Origin of the sequence: Ramlibacter sp. (assembly GCF_028291745.1) — a bacterium.
Taxonomy (GTDB): Bacteria; Pseudomonadota; Gammaproteobacteria; order Burkholderiales; family Burkholderiaceae_C; genus Ramlibacter.
Map to the genome: position 1 here is coordinate 35,684 of NZ_JAQGNQ010000065.1, position 15,720 is coordinate 51,403.

General features: G+C 67.5%; 14 protein-coding genes. 1 reads left to right on the forward strand and 13 read right to left on the reverse strand.

Features of this window, described 5'->3' with window-relative positions; translation table 11 throughout:
- Positions 1–64: 64 nt before the first annotated feature.
- From murD to dksA, 12 genes are all read right to left on the reverse strand, one after another.
- Positions 65–1,654, reverse strand: a complete 1,590-nt coding sequence (gene murD / locus JWP60_RS11430; RefSeq protein ID WP_299790822.1) for a UDP-N-acetylmuramoyl-L-alanine--D-glutamate ligase — start codon at positions 1,652–1,654, stop codon at positions 65–67.
- Between the two features lie 4 nt (positions 1,655–1,658).
- Positions 1,659–2,837 carry a phospho-N-acetylmuramoyl-pentapeptide-transferase gene (gene mraY, locus JWP60_RS11435; protein WP_299790825.1) on the reverse strand — a complete coding sequence of 393 codons (1,179 nt, stop codon included), beginning with the start codon at positions 2,835–2,837 and terminating at the stop codon, positions 1,659–1,661.
- Complete coding sequence (gene murF, locus JWP60_RS11440) at positions 2,827–4,200, reverse strand: UDP-N-acetylmuramoyl-tripeptide--D-alanyl-D-alanine ligase (protein WP_299790828.1); 1,374 nt, start codon at positions 4,198–4,200, stop codon at positions 2,827–2,829. The genes mraY and murF overlap by 11 nt, the downstream gene beginning before the upstream one ends.
- An 8-nt stretch (positions 4,201–4,208) precedes the next feature.
- Positions 4,209–5,675 carry a UDP-N-acetylmuramoyl-L-alanyl-D-glutamate--2,6-diaminopimelate ligase gene (locus JWP60_RS11445; protein ID WP_299790831.1) on the reverse strand — a complete coding sequence of 489 codons (1,467 nt, stop codon included), beginning with the start codon at positions 5,673–5,675 and terminating at the stop codon, positions 4,209–4,211.
- Positions 5,675–7,411, reverse strand: coding sequence for a penicillin-binding protein 2 (locus tag JWP60_RS11450; protein ID WP_299790834.1), 1,737 nt, complete (start codon positions 7,409–7,411; stop codon positions 5,675–5,677). The genes JWP60_RS11445 and JWP60_RS11450 overlap by 1 nt, the downstream gene beginning before the upstream one ends.
- Positions 7,408–7,701 (reverse strand): cell division protein FtsL, encoded by a 294-nt coding sequence (gene ftsL, locus JWP60_RS11455; RefSeq protein WP_299790853.1) that lies wholly within the window; start codon positions 7,699–7,701, stop codon positions 7,408–7,410. The genes JWP60_RS11450 and ftsL overlap by 4 nt, the downstream gene beginning before the upstream one ends.
- Positions 7,701–8,612: a 16S rRNA (cytosine(1402)-N(4))-methyltransferase RsmH gene (rsmH, locus tag JWP60_RS11460; RefSeq protein ID WP_299790837.1), complete on the reverse strand. Its 912-nt coding sequence runs from the start codon at positions 8,610–8,612 to the stop codon at positions 7,701–7,703. The genes ftsL and rsmH overlap by 1 nt, the downstream gene beginning before the upstream one ends.
- 9 nt (positions 8,613–8,621) lie before the next feature.
- Positions 8,622–9,050: a division/cell wall cluster transcriptional repressor MraZ gene (gene mraZ, locus JWP60_RS11465; protein ID WP_299790839.1), complete on the reverse strand. Its 429-nt coding sequence runs from the start codon at positions 9,048–9,050 to the stop codon at positions 8,622–8,624.
- 233 nt (positions 9,051–9,283) lie between these two features.
- Complete coding sequence (gene hslU / locus JWP60_RS11470; protein WP_299790841.1) at positions 9,284–10,597, reverse strand: ATP-dependent protease ATPase subunit HslU; 1,314 nt, start codon at positions 10,595–10,597, stop codon at positions 9,284–9,286.
- A complete protein-coding gene (gene hslV, locus JWP60_RS11475) occupies positions 10,594–11,145 on the reverse strand; it encodes an ATP-dependent protease subunit HslV (protein WP_299790843.1) in 552 nt (183 codons plus the stop codon). Before hslV ends, hslU begins: the two co-directional genes overlap by 4 nt.
- A gap of 136 nt (positions 11,146–11,281) precedes the next feature.
- Entirely contained in the window at positions 11,282–13,156 is a 1,875-nt protein-coding gene (locus JWP60_RS11480; RefSeq protein WP_299790845.1) for a hypothetical protein, read from the reverse strand.
- A gap of 42 nt (positions 13,157–13,198) precedes the next feature.
- On the reverse strand, positions 13,199–13,699 hold the full coding sequence (gene dksA, locus JWP60_RS11485) for an RNA polymerase-binding protein DksA (protein WP_363320839.1): 501 nt from the start codon (positions 13,697–13,699) through the stop codon (positions 13,199–13,201).
- Positions 13,700–13,892: 193 nt separating this feature from the next.
- Here dksA and JWP60_RS11490 point away from each other — a divergent pair, with 193 nt between their 5' ends.
- The gene (locus tag JWP60_RS11490) at positions 13,893–14,240 is read left to right on the forward strand and encodes a hypothetical protein (RefSeq protein ID WP_299790856.1); all 348 of its coding nucleotides are present in this window, start codon (positions 13,893–13,895) and stop codon (positions 14,238–14,240) included.
- A 293-nt stretch (positions 14,241–14,533) separates the two neighbouring features.
- Here JWP60_RS11490 and JWP60_RS11495 read toward each other — a convergent pair whose 3' ends face one another.
- Positions 14,534–15,583 carry a GTP-binding protein gene (locus JWP60_RS11495; protein ID WP_299790847.1) on the reverse strand — a complete coding sequence of 350 codons (1,050 nt, stop codon included), beginning with the start codon at positions 15,581–15,583 and terminating at the stop codon, positions 14,534–14,536.
- Between the last annotated feature and the right edge of the window lie 137 nt (positions 15,584–15,720).

Sequence of the window (15,720 nt, forward strand, 5' to 3'; positions counted from 1 at the left end):
GCGCTGGAGTCCTTGCTGCGGGCAAACGGATTGCGGGTCAGGCCCGCGATGACCTGGGAGAGGGTCACGCCTGGTCTCCCTCGATCAGGGCGCCCGCCTCGGCCGCCAGCGCATGCACGGCGGCCTGGAACACCTCCGCGCGATGTGCATAGTTGCGGAACATGTCGAAGCTGGCGCAGGCGGGCGACATTAGGACCGCGTCGCCCGCGTGGGCGCGCTGCGTCGCCACTTGCACGGCCTCGGCCATCGTGCCGGCATCCAGCAGCGGCACGCCCGTGCCTTGCAGCGCGGCGCGCACCAGCGGGCCGTCACGGCCGATCAACACCGCGGCGCGGGCGAAGCGCGCGACCGGCGCGGCCAAGGGCGCGAAGTCCTGGCCCTTGCCGTCGCCGCCGAGGATCACCACCAGCTTGCGCTCGGCGCCCAACCCCTGCAGCGCGGCCACCGTGGCACCGACGTTGGTGCCCTTGCTGTCGTCGAAATATTCGACGCCGTTGACGATGCCCACCGGCTCCACGCGGTGCGGCTCGCCGCGGTAGTCGCGCAGCCCGTACAGCATGGGCCCGAGCTGGCAGCCGGCCGCGGCGGCCAGCGCCAGCGCCGCCAGCGCATTGATCGCGTTGTGGCGGCCGCGGATGCGCAGCGCGTCGGCCGGCATCAGCCGCTGCAGATGGATTTCCGGCGCTTCGCCCTTGCGCAGCTTTTCGGTCTCGTCGGCGTCGTGCGCGCGCACCAGCCAGGCCATGTCGTTGACGACCTCCAGGCCGAAGTCGCCGGGCCGCTGCGGCAGGTCGCTGCCGAAGGTGAGGTAGTTGCGCTGCTCGTACTTGCCGCGAGACCTGGGCCCCCCCACGCTTGCCGCTGCGCGTACTGCGCTGCCCCCCGAGGGGGCGTTCGCGCCTTCGGGCGGCCGTGCGGCGCTCAGGCGCACCGGCTCCGGGAGCATCTTCATCACGAGCGGGTCTTCGCGATTGAGCACCATCAACGCCGTCTGGCCGAAGATGCGCGCCTTGGCGGCGGCATAGGCTTCCATGCTGCCGTGCCAGTCGAGGTGGTCCTGGCTCAGGTTCAGCACGGTGGCGGCCGTGGGCTCGAAGCCGGTCACGCCTTCGAGCTGGAAGCTGGAAAGCTCCAGCACCCACACTTGCGGCAGCGCCCCGGCGTCGCGCTTTTGCACGAACGTGTCCAGCAGGCTCGGGCCGATGTTGCCGGCCACGCCCACGGTCTTGCCGCTGCGTTCGACCAGCTGGCCGGTCAGCGAGGTGACCGTGGTCTTGCCGTTCGTACCCGTGATGGCCAGCACGGCCGGGTGGTAGCCGTCCGCCTCTTTCAGCATCGCGAGTGCATCGACAAACAGGCCGAGCTCGCCACGGAAGGGAATGCCGCGTTCGCGCGCCGCCTGCTCCACGGGTGCGACCTGTTCCGGCGTGAGCCCGGGGCTGCGCAGCACCAGTTGCTGCTCCTGCACCAGTTCGGCCGCGAACGGCCCGGCGATGAAGCGCACCTCGGGCACGCTGGCCTGCAGCTGCGGCAGCTGCGGCGGATCGGTCCGCGTGTCGGCCACGGTGACCCGCGCGCCCTGCTCGGCGCACCACCTCGCCATGGCCAGGCCGGAGGCACCGCAACCGAGGACGAGGACGTTCTGATCGCGCATGGACTTACCGCAGCTTCAACGTGGAGAGACCGATCAGGCACAGCAGCATCGTGATGATCCAGAAGCGGATCACCACCTGGGTCTCGTTCCAGCCGGTCTTCTCGAAGTGGTGGTGCAGCGGCGCCATCAGCAGGATGCGCCGGCCCTGCCCGTACTTGCGCCTGGTGTACTTGAAGTACACCACCTGCGCCATCACCGACAGGGCCTCCACCACGAAGATGCCGCCCATGATGGCCAGCACGATCTCCTGGCGGACGATCACGGCAATGGTGCCCAGCGCGCCGCCCAGTGCCAGCGCGCCGACATCGCCCATGAAAACCTGCGCCGGGTGGGCGTTGAACCAGAGGAAGGCCAGGCCCGCCCCCGCCACCGCGGCGCAGAAGATCAGCAGTTCGCCCGAGCCGGGGATGTGCGGCAGGAACAGGTAGCGCGAGTACACCGCATTGCCCGTGACATAGGCGAACACGCCCAGCGCCGAGCCCACCATCACCACCGGCATGATCGCCAGGCCGTCGAGGCCGTCGGTGAGGTTCACCGCATTGCTGGAGCCGACGATCACGAAGTAGGTCATGATCATGAAGCCGAACACGCCCAGGGGATACTTGATCTCCTTGAAGAAGGGCACCAGCAGGCCGGCGCGCGGCGGCAGCGTCATGTCGAAGCCGGAGCGCACCCAGTCGAAGAACAGGCCCACGACGCGCACGTTCGAGGTTTCCGAGACGCTGAAGGCCAGGTACAGCGCGGCGACCAGGCCGATCACCGACTGCCAGAAGTACTTCTCGCGCGAGCGCATGCCCTCGGGGTCCTTGTTGACCACCTTGCGCCAGTCGTCCACCCAGCCGATCGCGCCGAAGCCCACCGTCACCAGCATCACGATCCAGACGAAGCGGTTGGTCCAGTCGAACCAGAGCAGCGTCGACAGCGTGATCGAGATCAGGATCAGCACGCCGCCCATGGTGGGCGTGCCGCTTTTCTTCAGGTGCGACTGCATCGCGTAGTCGCGCACCGGCTGGCCGATCTTGAGTTCGGTCAGGCGGCGGATCACCCACGGCCCCGCCACCATGCCGATCAGGAGCGCAGTCATCGCCGCCATCACCGCCCGGAAGGTCAGGTACTGGAAGACGCGGAAGAACCGTAATTCGTGGCCGTGGCTTTGCATCCACGCCGCCAGGCTAACCAGCATCGCGGCTCTCCTTTTGATGTTGTTCCGCGTGCGCGGCGATGGCCTGCACCACGCGTTCCATCTTCATGAAGCGCGAGCCCTTGACGAGGACGCTCTCCGAAGCGACGAGCGCCTCCAGCACGGCGCTGTTCAACGCATCGACGTCCGCGAAGTGGCGGCCTTGCGCCGACACGGCTAGCTCGCCCAGCGTGAACAGCTGCTCGATGCCGCGTTCGCGCGCGTAGCCGCCGACTTCGGCGTGGAAGGCGGGGCCCTGGTCGCCGACTTCGCCCATGTCGCCCAGCACCAGCAGGCGCGGGCCGGGCAGTTCGGCGAGCACGTCGATGGCAGCGCGCACCGAATCGGGATTGGCGTTGTACGTGTCGTCGACCAGCGTGAGCGTGCGCGCGGCGAGTTGCACGGCCAGCGCGCGCGAGCGGCCCTTGACCGGCTCGAAGCTCTCGAGCCCGCGCACCACCGCTTGCAGCGGCACGCCTGCGGCGAGCGCACAGCCTGCGGCGGCCAGCGCATTGCGCACGTTGTGGCGGCCGGCGATATGGAGTCGGAACGACATGGCGCCGGCGGGCGTGTGCGCCCGTACCGCCCAGTGTCCCTGGAGCCATTCAGACCCGGCCAGAAAGAGATCGGCGTCCTGCTCGCCGAAGGTGATGCACTTGCGGCCCGCGGCCATGCGCGTCCACAGCGGCGTGAATTCGTCGCCCGCGGGAAAGACGGCCGTGCCATCCACCGGCAGCGCGGCGAACACGGCGGCGTTCTCCTGCGCCACGGCTTCCACCGTGGCCATGAATTCCTGGTGCTCGCGCTGTGCGTTGTTGACGAGGGCGACGGTGGGCTCGGCGAGCTTCGCGAGATATTCGATCTCGCCCGGATGGTTCATGCCCAGCTCGATGACGCCGACGCGGTGTTCCGCGCGCAGGCGCAGCAGCGTCAGCGGCAGGCCGATCTCGTTGTTGAGGTTGCCCTGCGTGGCGAGATGCGCATCGGGTTGCCAGGCGCGCAGGATGGACGCGATCATCTGCGTCACGGTCGTCTTGCCGTTGCTGCCCGTCACCGCGATCAGCGGCAGCGCGAACTGCCGGCGCCAGGCCTGTGCCAGCGTGCCGAGCGCCTGCTTGCCATCGCGCACCTCGATGCCGGGAAAGCCCGCCGGCAGCTTGCCGTGCTGCGCGATCGCAGCCACGGCGCCCTGGTCGCGCGCTTGCGCAATGAAGTCGTTGGCGTCGAAGCGATCGCCCTTGAGCGCGACGAACAGGTCCCCCGCCTGCAGGGTGCGCGTGTCGGTGTGGACGCGCAGCACCTCGGTGCCACCGTCGCCCACGAGCTTGCCACCGATCCAGTCGGCGGCCTGCTGCAGCCTGAACATGGCCTTGCTCACTTTCTTGCCTTGAGGGCTTGCGCCGCATGCGCCTGGTCGGAGAACGGGTGCTTGATGCCAGCGATCTCCTGGTAATCCTCGTGGCCCTTGCCGGCCAGCAGGATCACGTCTCGCGCAGCCGCCGTCGCGATCGTCTCGGCGATGGCACGGGCGCGGTCGGCCTGCACTTGCACCCGGTCGGCATGCGACAGCCCCGAGCGGATCTGGCGGATGATGGCTTCGGCTGGCTCGCTGCGCGGGTTGTCGCTGGTGACGACCACCCGGTCCGCGTTCTTTTCGGCAACCGCTGCCATCAGCGGCCGCTTGCTCGCATCGCGGTCTCCGCCGCAGCCGAACACGCACCACAGCTGGCCGCCGCGCTGCGCCGCCAGGGGACGCAGGGCCTGCAAGCCTTTTTCCAGCGCGTCGGGCGTGTGGGCATAGTCCACGGCCACCAGCGGCTTGCCCGGTTCGTTGATGCGGTCCATGCGCCCGGGCACGGGCAGCAGGTCGGCACACGCAGCGACCGCATCCGCCAGCGGCACGCCCATGGCGCGCATGGTGGCGATCACGCCGAGCAGGTTGGCGACGTTGTAGTCGCCGATCAGCCTGGTCTGCAGCAGGTGCCGCTCGCTGCCCTCGGCCAGCGTGAAGCGCAGCCCTTCGTTGCCGTAGCCGACGTCCACTGCGCGCAGGCGCGCGTCGCCCAGGCTGGAGCAGGTCCACACGTCGAGGCCGCGCCCTTGCAGCTTTGCCTGCAGGCGCTTGCCCATCGCGTCGTCGACGTTCAGCACCGCCGCCTGCAGGTCCGGCCAATCGAACAACTGTTCCTTGGCCGCCCCATAGGCTTGCATGGAGCCGTGGTAGTCCAGGTGGTCCTGGGTGAAGTTGGTGAAGGCGGCCACGCGGATGCGCGTGCCATCGAGCCGCCTCTCGACGATGCCGATGGAGGACGCCTCGATCGCGCAGGCCTTCGCCCCTTCCTGCAGGAAGCGGCGGAAGTGGCGCTGCATCAGCACGGGGTCGGGCGTGGTCAGCCCGGTGTGCTCCACGTGCGGCGGCCGGCCGATGCCCAGCGTGCCGACGATGCCGCACGGCACGTCGACGTTGGAGAGCGCCTGCGCCAGCCACCACGCGGTGGAGGTCTTGCCGTTGGTGCCGGTCACGGCCAGCACGTCCAGCGTATGCGAGGGCTCGCCGTAGAACAGCGCGCCGATCGGGCCGGTGGCCGCCTTGAGTCCGTCGTAGGCCGCGACGGCGTCGCCGGCAAAACCGTAGGCCTCGCTGCCGGCGTGTTCCACCAGGCAGGCGACCGCGCCCTGCTGCAAGGCGACCGGCACGAACTTGCGGCCGTCGGTGGCCGCGCCCGGCCAGGCGATGAAGCCGTCGCCGGCGCCCACCTTGCGGCTGTCGCAATGCAGCTCGCCGCGCACGCGTGCGCGCAGCCAGTCGGCCGCTTCCCGGGGGGTGCGCAGCACGAGCATCAGAAGGACTCCTCGACCGACTGCACGACGATCTGCGGCTTGACGTTCATGTCCGGCTGCACGCCCAGCATGCGCAGCGTCTGCTGCACGGTGGCACTGAACACCGGCGCGGCGACGTCGCCGCCGAAGTACTTGCCGGCGCTGGGCTCGTCGATCATCACCGCGACGATGATGCGCGGCTTGTCGATCGGCGCCATGCCGACGAAGACGCCGCGGTACTTGTGCTCCGCATAGCCGCGGCCTTCCTGCTTGTGCGCCGTGCCGGTCTTGCCGCCGACCGAATAGCCCATGGTCTGCGCGCGCGGCGCGGTGCCGCCGTTCTGCGTCACCAGGTGCAGCATCTGCCGCACCTCCTGCGCCACGTTGGGCTCCATCACCCGGATGCCCGCCACGGGTCCCTGGCTCTTGATCATGCTGACCGGGATCACCTCGCCATCGCGCGCGAACACCGTGTACGCGTGCGCCAGCTGGAACAGGCTGACCGAGAGGCCGTAGCCATAGGCCATGGTGGCCTGCTCGATCGGCCGCCAGTTCTTGTAGGGACGCAGCCGCCCGCTCACCACCCCCGGGAATTGCACCTGCGGCCGCTGGCCGAAACCAAGCTCGGTGTACATCTCCCACATGTCGCGCGGCGGCATCCGCAGCGCGATCGTGGCCGCGCCGACGTTGCTGGATTTCTGGATCACCTGGCTCACGGTCAGTGCGGTGCTGGCGCTGTCGTCGTGGATGGTCGAGCCGCTGATGACCATGTGGCCGCCATTGGTCGGGATCACGGTGTCGGGCGTGACGATGCCCTTCTGCAGGGCCAGCGACACGATGATCGGCTTCATCGTGGAGCCGGGCTCGAAGGTGTCGGTGAGCGCGCGATTGCGCAGCTGCCCGCCGGTGAGGTTCTCGCGCTTGCCAGGGTTGTAGCTGGGGAAGTTGGCCAGCGCCAGCACGTCGCCGCGCTCGGCATCCAGCACGATCACGCTGCCCGCCTTGGCCTTGTTCTGCAGCACGGCGTCGCGCAGCTGCTGGTAGGCGAAGAACTGCACCTTGCTGTCGATGGACAGCTGGATGTCCTTGCCGTCGGAGGGCGCGACCTGCTGGCCCACGTCCTCGACGATGCGGCCCAGGCGGTCCTTGATCACGCGCCGCGATCCGGCGTGGCCGGCCAGGTCCTTGTCGAAGGCGAGCTCCATGCCCTCCTGGCCCTTGTCCTCCACGTTCGTGAAGCCCACGATGTGCGCGGCGGCTTCGCCCTCGGGGTACTGCCGGCGGTATTCCTTGCGCTCGTAGATGCCCTTGATGCCCAGGGCCGCCACCTGCTTCGCCGTGGAATCGTCAACCTCGCGCTTGAGCCAGACGAAGTTCTTCTCTTCTTCGGCCAGCCGCCTGGTCAGCTCCGGCATCGGCATGTCCAGCAGCTTGGCCAGCTGCGCCAGCTTCGCCGGATCGCGGTCCACGTCCTCCGGCATCGCCCAGATGCTGGGGACCGGCACGCTGGTGGCCAGCAGCAAGCCGTTGCGGTCGAAGATGCGGCCGCGGTTCGCCGGCAGTTCCAGCGTGCGCGCGAAGCGCACCTCGCCCTGCTTGCGATAGAACTCGTTGCCGAACACCTGCACCCAGGCGGCCCGCGCGGCCAGCCCCAGGAAGGCGAGCGCAATACCCCCGACGATCAGCTTGCTGCGCCACACCGGCGTGCGGCTGGCCAGCAGCGGACTCGACGAGTAGGCGACCACGCGACCGCTCATTGGGCACCCTCCGCGTTCGCTGCCACGCCCTTGAGCGTCACGTAGGTGGTGATCGCCGGGGTCGCCGGCTTCATGTGCAGTTGCTCGCGCGCCAGCCGCTCCACGCGCGCCGGCGTGGCCTGCGCGCGCTTTTCGAGTTCGAGCCGCTCGTGCTCGGTCTCCAGCTTGCGAAAATCGCTCTGCGCCTTCTCGATCTCGGTGAACAGGTGGCGCGAGTCGTACTGCACCTGCACCAGGTACAGCGCACTGGCCAGCACGGTCACCAGCAGCGTGAGGTTCAGGCGGATCATCATGCCTGCGTCCTCTCGGCGACCCGCATGATCGCGCTGCGCGAACGCGGGTTGGCGGCGATCTCCTGGGCCGTCGGCTTGACGCGCTCCACCGCCTTGAGCTTCATCGGCTTGGGCGCGGCGAAGGGCGCGCGGCGATCCACCTCGTCGCGCGAATGCTTCGCAATGAACTGCTTGACGATGCGGTCCTCCAGCGAGTGGAAGCTGATCACCACCAGGCGGCCGAGGGGATGCAGCACGTTCAAGCTGGCCTCGAGCGCCTGCTGCAGCTCTTCGAGTTCGGCATTGACGAAAATCCGAAGAGCCTGAAAGGTGCGCGTGGCGGGGTCCTGGCCGGCCTCGCGGGTGCGGACCGCACCAGCCACGAGCTGGGCCAGCTGCGCGGTCGTGGCCAGCGGTCCGTGCGCCTGCCGGCGAGCTGCAACCGCCTTTGCAATCTGAGAAGCAAACCGTTCTTCGCCATAGTCACGGATCACCTCCGCCATCTGCTCCACCGATGCGGTGGCCAGCCAGTCGGCGGCGCTGGTGCCGCGCGTGGGATCCATGCGCATGTCCAGCGGGCCGTCGGAGCGGAAGGAAAATCCCCGGGCCGGGTTGTCGATCTGCGGCGAGCTCACGCCCAGGTCCATCAGGATGCCGGTGAGGCTGCCCGCCTGAAGCTCGCGCAGAGCCGCGAAGCCCTGGTGCCGGATCTCGAAGCGCGGGTCCTCGATCGCGTTGCCCACCGCCACGGCCTCGGGGTCCTTGTCGAAGGCGACCAGCCGGCCCTGCGGCTCGAGCTGCGAGAGGATCAGGCGCGAGTGCCCGCCGCGCCCGAAGGTCGCGTCTACGTAATTTCCATCCGGCTTGGTGACGAGGGCTTCGACTGCTTCGTTCAACAAGACGGTGGTGTGTTGCCATGTGCCGTCCACCGCTCGCCTCTAGAAAGAGAAGTCCTGGAAGGCCTCGGGCATCTCACCCCGCATCGCCTCGGCCTCCTTGGCCTCGTATGTCGCCCGGTCCCAAAGTTCGAAGTGGTTGCCCATTCCCAGCAACATCGTGTCTTTCTCGATGCCGGCCGCGGAGCGCAACTCGGGCGAGACCAGCACGCGGCCGGTTCCGTCCAGCTCCACATCCATGGCGTTACCCAGGAAGATTCTCTTCCACCACTGCGCGGCCATGGGGAGCTGGGCGATGCGTTCACGAAATTTTTCCCACTCGGGACGCGGGAAAAGCATGAGGCAGCCGTGGGGGTGTCTGGTGATCGTGAGCTGGTTGCCGGCGGTCGCGGCCAGGACGTCACGATGCCGGGTCGGCATGGAGAGCCGCCCCTTGGCATCGAGACTCAGCGACGACGCGCCCTGGAACACTCTGGTCAGCCCTCACTACGGTGGAAGCGCAGGTGGCGGGGTTCTTTCCCACTTTCCACCACTGGAATGCACTTTTTTGCACTGTAGCAGGAAATCGCTGAGGCGCAATCACCGCAGGTAATTTTTGGCAATGAAATCAAGCACTTAGAAAAGACAACGGAGGCGCAAGGCCTCCGAAATCCGTTCTGCAGCAAGCACTTACGGCCTGCAATGCATGTGTTGCCTGAGCGCGATCACAGGATGTAGCGCGAAAGGTCCTCATCCCTGCTGAGTTCGCCCAGTCGGCCGTCTACATAAGCTGCGTCGACGTTGACGTCCTGGCCCTCCAGCCGCGCGGCTTCGAAGCTCACTTCGTCCAGCAGTCGCTCCATCACCGTGGAGAGGCGGCGCGCGCCGATGTTCTCGGTCCGCTCGTTCACGTCGTAAGCGATCTGGGCGAGCCGCGTGATGCCCTCGGGCGTGAAGTGCAGGGTCACGTTCTCGGTGGCCAGCAGCGCCTGGTACTGCTTGACCAGCGAGGCATGCGTGGTGGTGAGGATCGCCTCGAAATCCTGCACCGACAGCGAGCCCAGTTCCACCCGGATCGGGAAGCGGCCCTGCAGTTCCGGGATCAGGTCACTGGGTTTGGACAAATGGAAGGCGCCGCTGGCGATGAACAGGATGTGGTCGGTGCGGATCGGCCCATATTTGGTCGATACCGTGGTGCCTTCCACCAGCGGCAGCAGGTCGCGCTGCACGCCCTGGCGCGAGACTTCGGCGCCCGAGGACTCGCTGCGCGAGGTGACCTTGTCGATCTCGTCGATGAACACGATGCCGTTCTGCTCCGCGTTCTGGATCGCCACCGCGCGGATCTCCTCCTCGTTCACCAGGCCGGCCGCTTCCTCGTCGACCAGCAGCTTCATGGCTTCGTGGATCTTCAGCTTGCGGGACTTGCGCCGGGCGCCACCCACCTGGCTGAACATGCCGCGCAATTGCTCCGCCATGTCCTCCATGCCGGCCGGGCCCATGATCTCCAGCTGCGGCTTGGCTTCGGCCAGTTCGATCTCGACCTCCTTGTCATCGAGTTCGCCCTGCCGCAGCTTCTTGCGAAACACCTGGCGCGTCGTGGAATCGCCACCCTCCTCGCCGCGCGCCAGCGGGATCAGCACGTTGAGGATGCGATCCTCCGCGGCGTCTTCGGCGCGCGTGCGCACCTTGCGCATCTCCGCGATGCGGGTCTGCTTGACGGCCATCTCGGCGAGGTCGCGCACGATCGAATCGACGTCCTTGCCGACGTAGCCCACCTCGGTGAACTTGGTGGCCTCCACCTTGATGAAGGGCGCATCGGCCAGCTTGGCCAGGCGGCGCGCGATTTCGGTCTTGCCCACGCCGGTGGGGCCGATCATCAGGATGTTCTTGGGCGTGATCTCGGAGCGCAGCTTCTCGTCCACCTGCTGCCGGCGCCAGCGATTGCGCAAGGCGATCGCGACCGCGCGCTTGGCGTCCTTCTGGCCGACGATGTGGCGATCCAGCTCGGAGACGATCTCCTGAGGCGTCATGGAACTCATTCGAGCACCTCGAGCGTGTGGTTCATGTTCGTGTAGATGCAAAGCTGCCCGGCGATCTCGAGCGATTTCTTGACGATGTCGCGGGCGCCGATCTCGGTGTTGTCCAGGAGCGCCTTGGCCGCGGCCTGCGCATAGCCGCCGCCGGAACCGATGGCGATGATGCCCTGCTCAGGCTCCAGCACGTCGCCGTTGCCCGTGATGATCAGGGACGACTCGCGGTCGGCCACCGCCAGCATCGCCTCGAGCCGGCGCAGCACGCGGTCGGTGCGCCAGTCCTTGGTCAGCTCGATGGCCGCGCGCACCAGGTGGCCCTGGTGCTTTTCGAGCTTGCCCTCGAAGCGCTCGAACAGGGTGAAGGCGTCGGCCGTCGCGCCGGCGAAACCGGCCAGCACCTTGTCGTGGTAGAGCTTGCGAACCTTGCGGGCGGTGCCCTTGATGACGATGTTGCCGAGGGTGACCTGGCCATCGCCGCCGATCGCCACCTGCCAGCGGCCGTCGCTGGCCTGGCGCCGGACGCTGACGATGGTCGTGCCGTGAAACTGTTCCATGAGATGACGAATGGCGAAATGACTTCGCTTCGCGTTGATGACGGAATGAAGAGATGGCGCCGCAGCGCCACTTCTCAAGTCATTTTGTCATCGATGCCGCCCGACGGGCGGCGCCGTCACGAGCGCGGAGCGCGCGTCATTCGTTGCGGATCGTGATCCGCGCGTGCTCGCTGATGCCGATCACGTTGAAGAACGCGGCCACCAGCCGGTGGACGTCCGAGAACTGCACCTGGCGCCCTTCGGCCACGCGCGCAGTCACCCAATTCAACAGCGTGCCGGCGGCCGTGAAGTCGATGCGCATCAAGCGCCCGCACGAGATGATCATGATGTCGGCTTCTTCGAGCTTGGCGTCCAGCAGCTCCAGCGCTTCCTTGCCGTCGCCGAGGATCTGGCCCGAGAGCTCCACAGTCGCCACGCTGGAGAGCTGCGAGCTCAGGGGCGACAACTGCGACTCGCCATAGTTCATGAGGCTGGACACCACCGAATCGCGGAAGGCCTCGCCGACGATCGTGTTGCGGGTGGCGTAGCTGCCGTCCGCCTGCATGGCCTTGTAGTCGGAACGCGCACTCTCCCAGGAGGGCGGCGAGACCTCGTAGGTCACGCAATAGTCGAGGGCCACCAGCTCGAATTCGTCGGGGCGGTGCATCACGCGCAGCACTTCCATCCGCAGCTTCCACCAGCCCGGATTGACGGCGCGGTCGCTGGAAGGCGTCGCGTCCTTCAGCACCTTCTCCAGCGACTCGGCGCCGATGAAGCGCAGCTGGATGTTCTGGCTCGCCCACTGCGTGAAGGTTCTGGTCAGCGGCTCGATCGCGGACTCCACGATCGAGTTGAGCTTGGTCCAGTTCAACTTGTGCGGCGGGGTCGAACGCGCGACGGCCGCATTGAGCGCGGCCAGCGTCTGCGTGCCGAAGATCGCGGGACAATTCCAGTCCGCCACCTGGTGGCCTGGCGTGGCGACGGCCTGGGTCGGCGCGTTCAGGCGGCCGATGATGTCGGGCATCGAGAACCACTGCGGTGCCGAGCGGCCGAAGCGGCCGGCGAAGTCCATCGCCGCTGCCTCGAAGCGGTCTTGCCAGCCCGCGGCGCGGTACAGGTCGAACAGCGTCAGCCAGGTTTCGTCGTGGTTGACGCGGGAGCCTTCGGGCGAGAGCACTTCCAGCAGGCCGGCCTCGGCGCCCGCGTTGTCGCCGTTGGCAAACAGGATCGAGGCCTCCTCGAGCTCCGGGTCGTGCGCGAATTCCTCGACCTGGATCGCGAACTGCTTGGAGGGCGAGAAGGTGCTCGGCGCGCCCGGCACGCTCGGCGCCCCCGCGCCGGCCAGCTCGCGCGACGTGGCGGAGGACTCGCCCAGGCGCGACGCCGGCGCCGCCCCGGGCCGCGTGGGCGGCACCAGCCGATTGAGCGGCGTGGGTTCGGGCTGCGGCACCGGTGCCGGCGTGCCCATCGGCTGCGTGATGGCGGGGAGATCCGACTCGAGCATGCCCGACGCCCCGCCCGGCGCCAGCGTGTCGGCGCCATCCAGGTCGTCGGGCGAGGTGCGCGTGTAGCTCGCGCCGGCGGGCGGCTGCTGCCGCAGGGCGTCCGGCGACATGTGCGAGGACATCGTGAAGCCGCTGCCCGGCGCCGGTTGCTGCGTGGTGTTGCCATGCTTGGTCTTCCACCATTGCATGGACATCTGCGCCTCGATCTCGTCGATCTTCTTCAGCGTGGTGGCGCGGTCGTCCGGCTTGGACGGCATCGAGCTCTGGAAGAACGAAGGCCGCAGGCCGGGGTCGGATCCGGCCAGCACCTCGCTGCGGCGCATCTTGCGCAGCATGTCGAACTCCCGCTTGCGCACGAAGTCGTTGCGCCGCTTGCGCTCGATCATCTCCTTGAGCATCTGCTTGGAGTACGAGCTCTCGCGGTCGGCTTCGCCTTCGCCCTCGTTGAAGCCGCTGCCCGGATTGCGGACGAACCGCACCACCCGCGACAACAAGCCCTGGGGTGCGGAATCGTCTTTCTGCGCCATCTGTTTTTCGGGTACTGCCGCCGAAGTGGAAGGAAGGGAGGATCAGTCCCCGAACATCTTCTGTTTCAGCTCCCGGCGCTGCTGCGCCTCGAGCGAGAGCGTCGCGGTCGGCCGCGCGAGCAGGCGGCCCACGCCGATCGGCTCGCCGGTCTCGTCGCAATAGCCGTAGTCGCCGGCATCGATGCGGGCGATCGACTGCTCGATCTTCTTGAGCAGCTTGCGCTCACGGTCGCGCGTGCGCAGTTCCAGCGCATGCTCCTCCTCGATCGTCGCGCGGTCGGCGGGATCGGGGACGATGACCGTGTCCTCGCGCAGGTGCTCGGTGGTCTCGCCGGCGCTGTTCAGGATCTCCTGTTTCAGCTGCTGCAGCTTCTGGCGGAAGAACGCCATCTGCTTTTCGTTCATGTACTCCGAATCCGGCATGGCCAGCACTTCGGCATCCGAGAGTTCCTCGGCGGACTTCGTCTTCCAGTTGTTGGCCAGCTTGGGATCCTTCTTGACGGCGACAACGGGCGAGGGCGTCGGGAGAGTTTGGGTTGCCATGGGGGTGTAAGTTGCCTTGGCGGCACCGAATACGGCGGGCGCGGAGACCGGTGGCGCGGTCCTCGGGGCGGCAGGGGCCGCTGCGGGGACAGGCGCTTTCGCGGGGACCGGTTGCGCCGCGGAGGGTGGTGCCGCGGGTGAATGGGATGCCTTGGGAGGCGCGGACTTTACAGCAGCGGAGGCCGCGCCTGACTTGGCCGGGATGTTCCTGGCGGCGGCGACAACCGCCTTCGCCCCGCTGACGACTGCCTTGGCCACCGCGCCGACGACCTTGCCGGCGGCGCTCTTGGTGGGGGCGGGTGCTGTCCTGGCGGGTGTCTTGACGGCCTTGGCCGGTGGTGTGCTTTTGGCGCTCGCCTTGACGGGCGTCCTGGCGGGCGGTTTGGTGGCAGTCTTTGACACGGGCTTGGGTACGGGTTTCGCTACGGCCTTGACCGGAGTCTTTTTGGCCGCGGGCTTGGCCACTGGCCTGGCGGGCGCCTTGGCCGGTGACTTGGCTTTCGCCGCCGGCTTGGCGGCTTTGGCAACGACCTTGGGCTGAGCCTTCACTTCCCGTCTCCTCGCGGCGCCGGCGCTGCAGCCCTGGGGGCTGGTGCCCGCCATCCTGCCTTTCGTTGTAACTGATGCGCCGTCATGACCGCGATTTATACCCTGAGTTGTGGGTTGTGCACGACCGTGGACCTCCTTTTCGTTCGGGCGCAGCCACCCCCCACTGCGAACAGCGGATGCCGTCAGTTGCCAAAGCGAGACAAACATGGTGCGCGGGGCTGCGAAGTGCGCCAGCGTAACCCCGCGCTTTCGCGGCTACGGTTCAGACCGCGCCGCAGCGCTGCGTCAGACAAGGCACTGCGACAGGCCCTGCAAAAAGATGTCCTTGGGCAGGTCGATGCCGATGAAGACCATCTTGTTCTGACGGGTCTCGTCGGCGCCCCATTGCGGGCCGAGGTCGCTTCCCATCAGCTGGTGGACCCCCTGGAAGATCACCTTGCGCTCCGTGCCCTTCATGTGCAGCACTCCCTTGTAGCGCAGCATCTTGGGACCGTAGATGTTGACGATGGCGCCGAGGAAGTCCTCGAGCTTCAGCGGGTCGAAGGCACGCTCGGAGCGGAACACGAAGCTCTTGACGTCGTCGTCGTGGGCGTGGTGGTGCGGGTGGTCGCAATCGGCGCCATGCTCGTGATCGTGGTCATGGTCATGCCCTTGGTGGGCGTGGTCGTGCTCGTCTTCTTCCTTCAGGAAGTCCGGGTCGATATCGAGCTTGGCGTTCAGGTTGAAGCCGCGCAGGTCGAAGACGTCCTCGATCGGCACCTCGCCGAAGTGCACCGCCTTCTGCGGCGCCCGCGGGTTCATGTGCTTGAGGCGGTGCATCAGCGCGTCGACCTCCTCCTTGCCGACGAGGTCGGTCTTGCTGATGAAGATCTGGTCGGCAAAACCCACCTGGCGCCGGGCCTCCTGGCGGGCATCGAGTTGCTGGTCGGCGTGCTTGGCGTCCACCAGCGTCAGGATGGAATCGAGCAGGTAGCTTTCGGCGATTTCGTCGTCCATGAAGAAGGTCTGGGCGACCGGGCCCGGGTCGGCCAGGCCGGTGGTCTCGATCACGACGCGGTCGAAATCGAGCAGGCCCTTGCGCTTCTTGGCGGCCAGCAGCTGCAGCGCCTCGCGCAGGTCCTCGCGGATCGTGCAGCAGATGCAGCCATTGCTCATCTGCACGATCTGCTCCTTGGTGTCGCTCACCAGGATGTCGCTGTCGATGTTCTCCTCGCCGAACTCGTTCTCGATGACGGCGATCTTCTGGCCGTGCGCTTCGCCCAGCACGCGTTTGAGCAGGGTGGTCTTGCCGGAACCGAGGAAGCCGGTGAGGATGGTGGCGGGGATGAGACTCATGGCCCTAGTTTAGGGCCTGTTCACGCTATTTCCAGGGGCGCGAAGGGGTCGCATCGGGCGCCAATCAAGGCGCACGGGGCAGCCCGCACTCGCGTGCGGGCAAGCCGGGCAACGCGGAGTGGCGCCCGATGCGACCC

What these genes read in the sequence shown, in the direction of transcription:
- murD (WP_299790822.1), bottom strand. Translation starts at nt 1,654, where the DNA reads ATGCGCGATCAGAACGTCCTCGTCCTCGGTTGCGGTGCCTCCGGCCTG.
- mraY (WP_299790825.1), bottom strand. Translation starts at nt 2,837, where the DNA reads ATGCTGGTTAGCCTGGCGGCGTGGATGCAAAGCCACGGCCACGAATTA.
- murF (WP_299790828.1), bottom strand. Translation starts at nt 4,200, where the DNA reads ATGTTCAGGCTGCAGCAGGCCGCCGACTGGATCGGTGGCAAGCTCGTG.
- JWP60_RS11445 (WP_299790831.1), bottom strand. Translation starts at nt 5,675, where the DNA reads ATGCTCGTGCTGCGCACCCCCCGGGAAGCGGCCGACTGGCTGCGCGCA.
- JWP60_RS11450 (WP_299790834.1), bottom strand. Translation starts at nt 7,411, where the DNA reads ATGAGCGGTCGCGTGGTCGCCTACTCGTCGAGTCCGCTGCTGGCCAGC.
- ftsL (WP_299790853.1), bottom strand. Translation starts at nt 7,701, where the DNA reads ATGATCCGCCTGAACCTCACGCTGCTGGTGACCGTGCTGGCCAGTGCG.
- hslU (WP_299790841.1), bottom strand. Translation starts at nt 10,597, where the DNA reads ATGAGTTCCATGACGCCTCAGGAGATCGTCTCCGAGCTGGATCGCCAC.
- hslV (WP_299790843.1), bottom strand. Translation starts at nt 11,145, where the DNA reads ATGGAACAGTTTCACGGCACGACCATCGTCAGCGTCCGGCGCCAGGCC.
- JWP60_RS11480 (WP_299790845.1), bottom strand. Translation starts at nt 13,156, where the DNA reads ATGGCGCAGAAAGACGATTCCGCACCCCAGGGCTTGTTGTCGCGGGTG.
- dksA (WP_363320839.1), bottom strand. Translation starts at nt 13,699, where the DNA reads ATGGCAACCCAAACTCTCCCGACGCCCTCGCCCGTTGTCGCCGTCAAG.
- JWP60_RS11495 (WP_299790847.1), bottom strand. Translation starts at nt 15,583, where the DNA reads ATGAGTCTCATCCCCGCCACCATCCTCACCGGCTTCCTCGGTTCCGGC.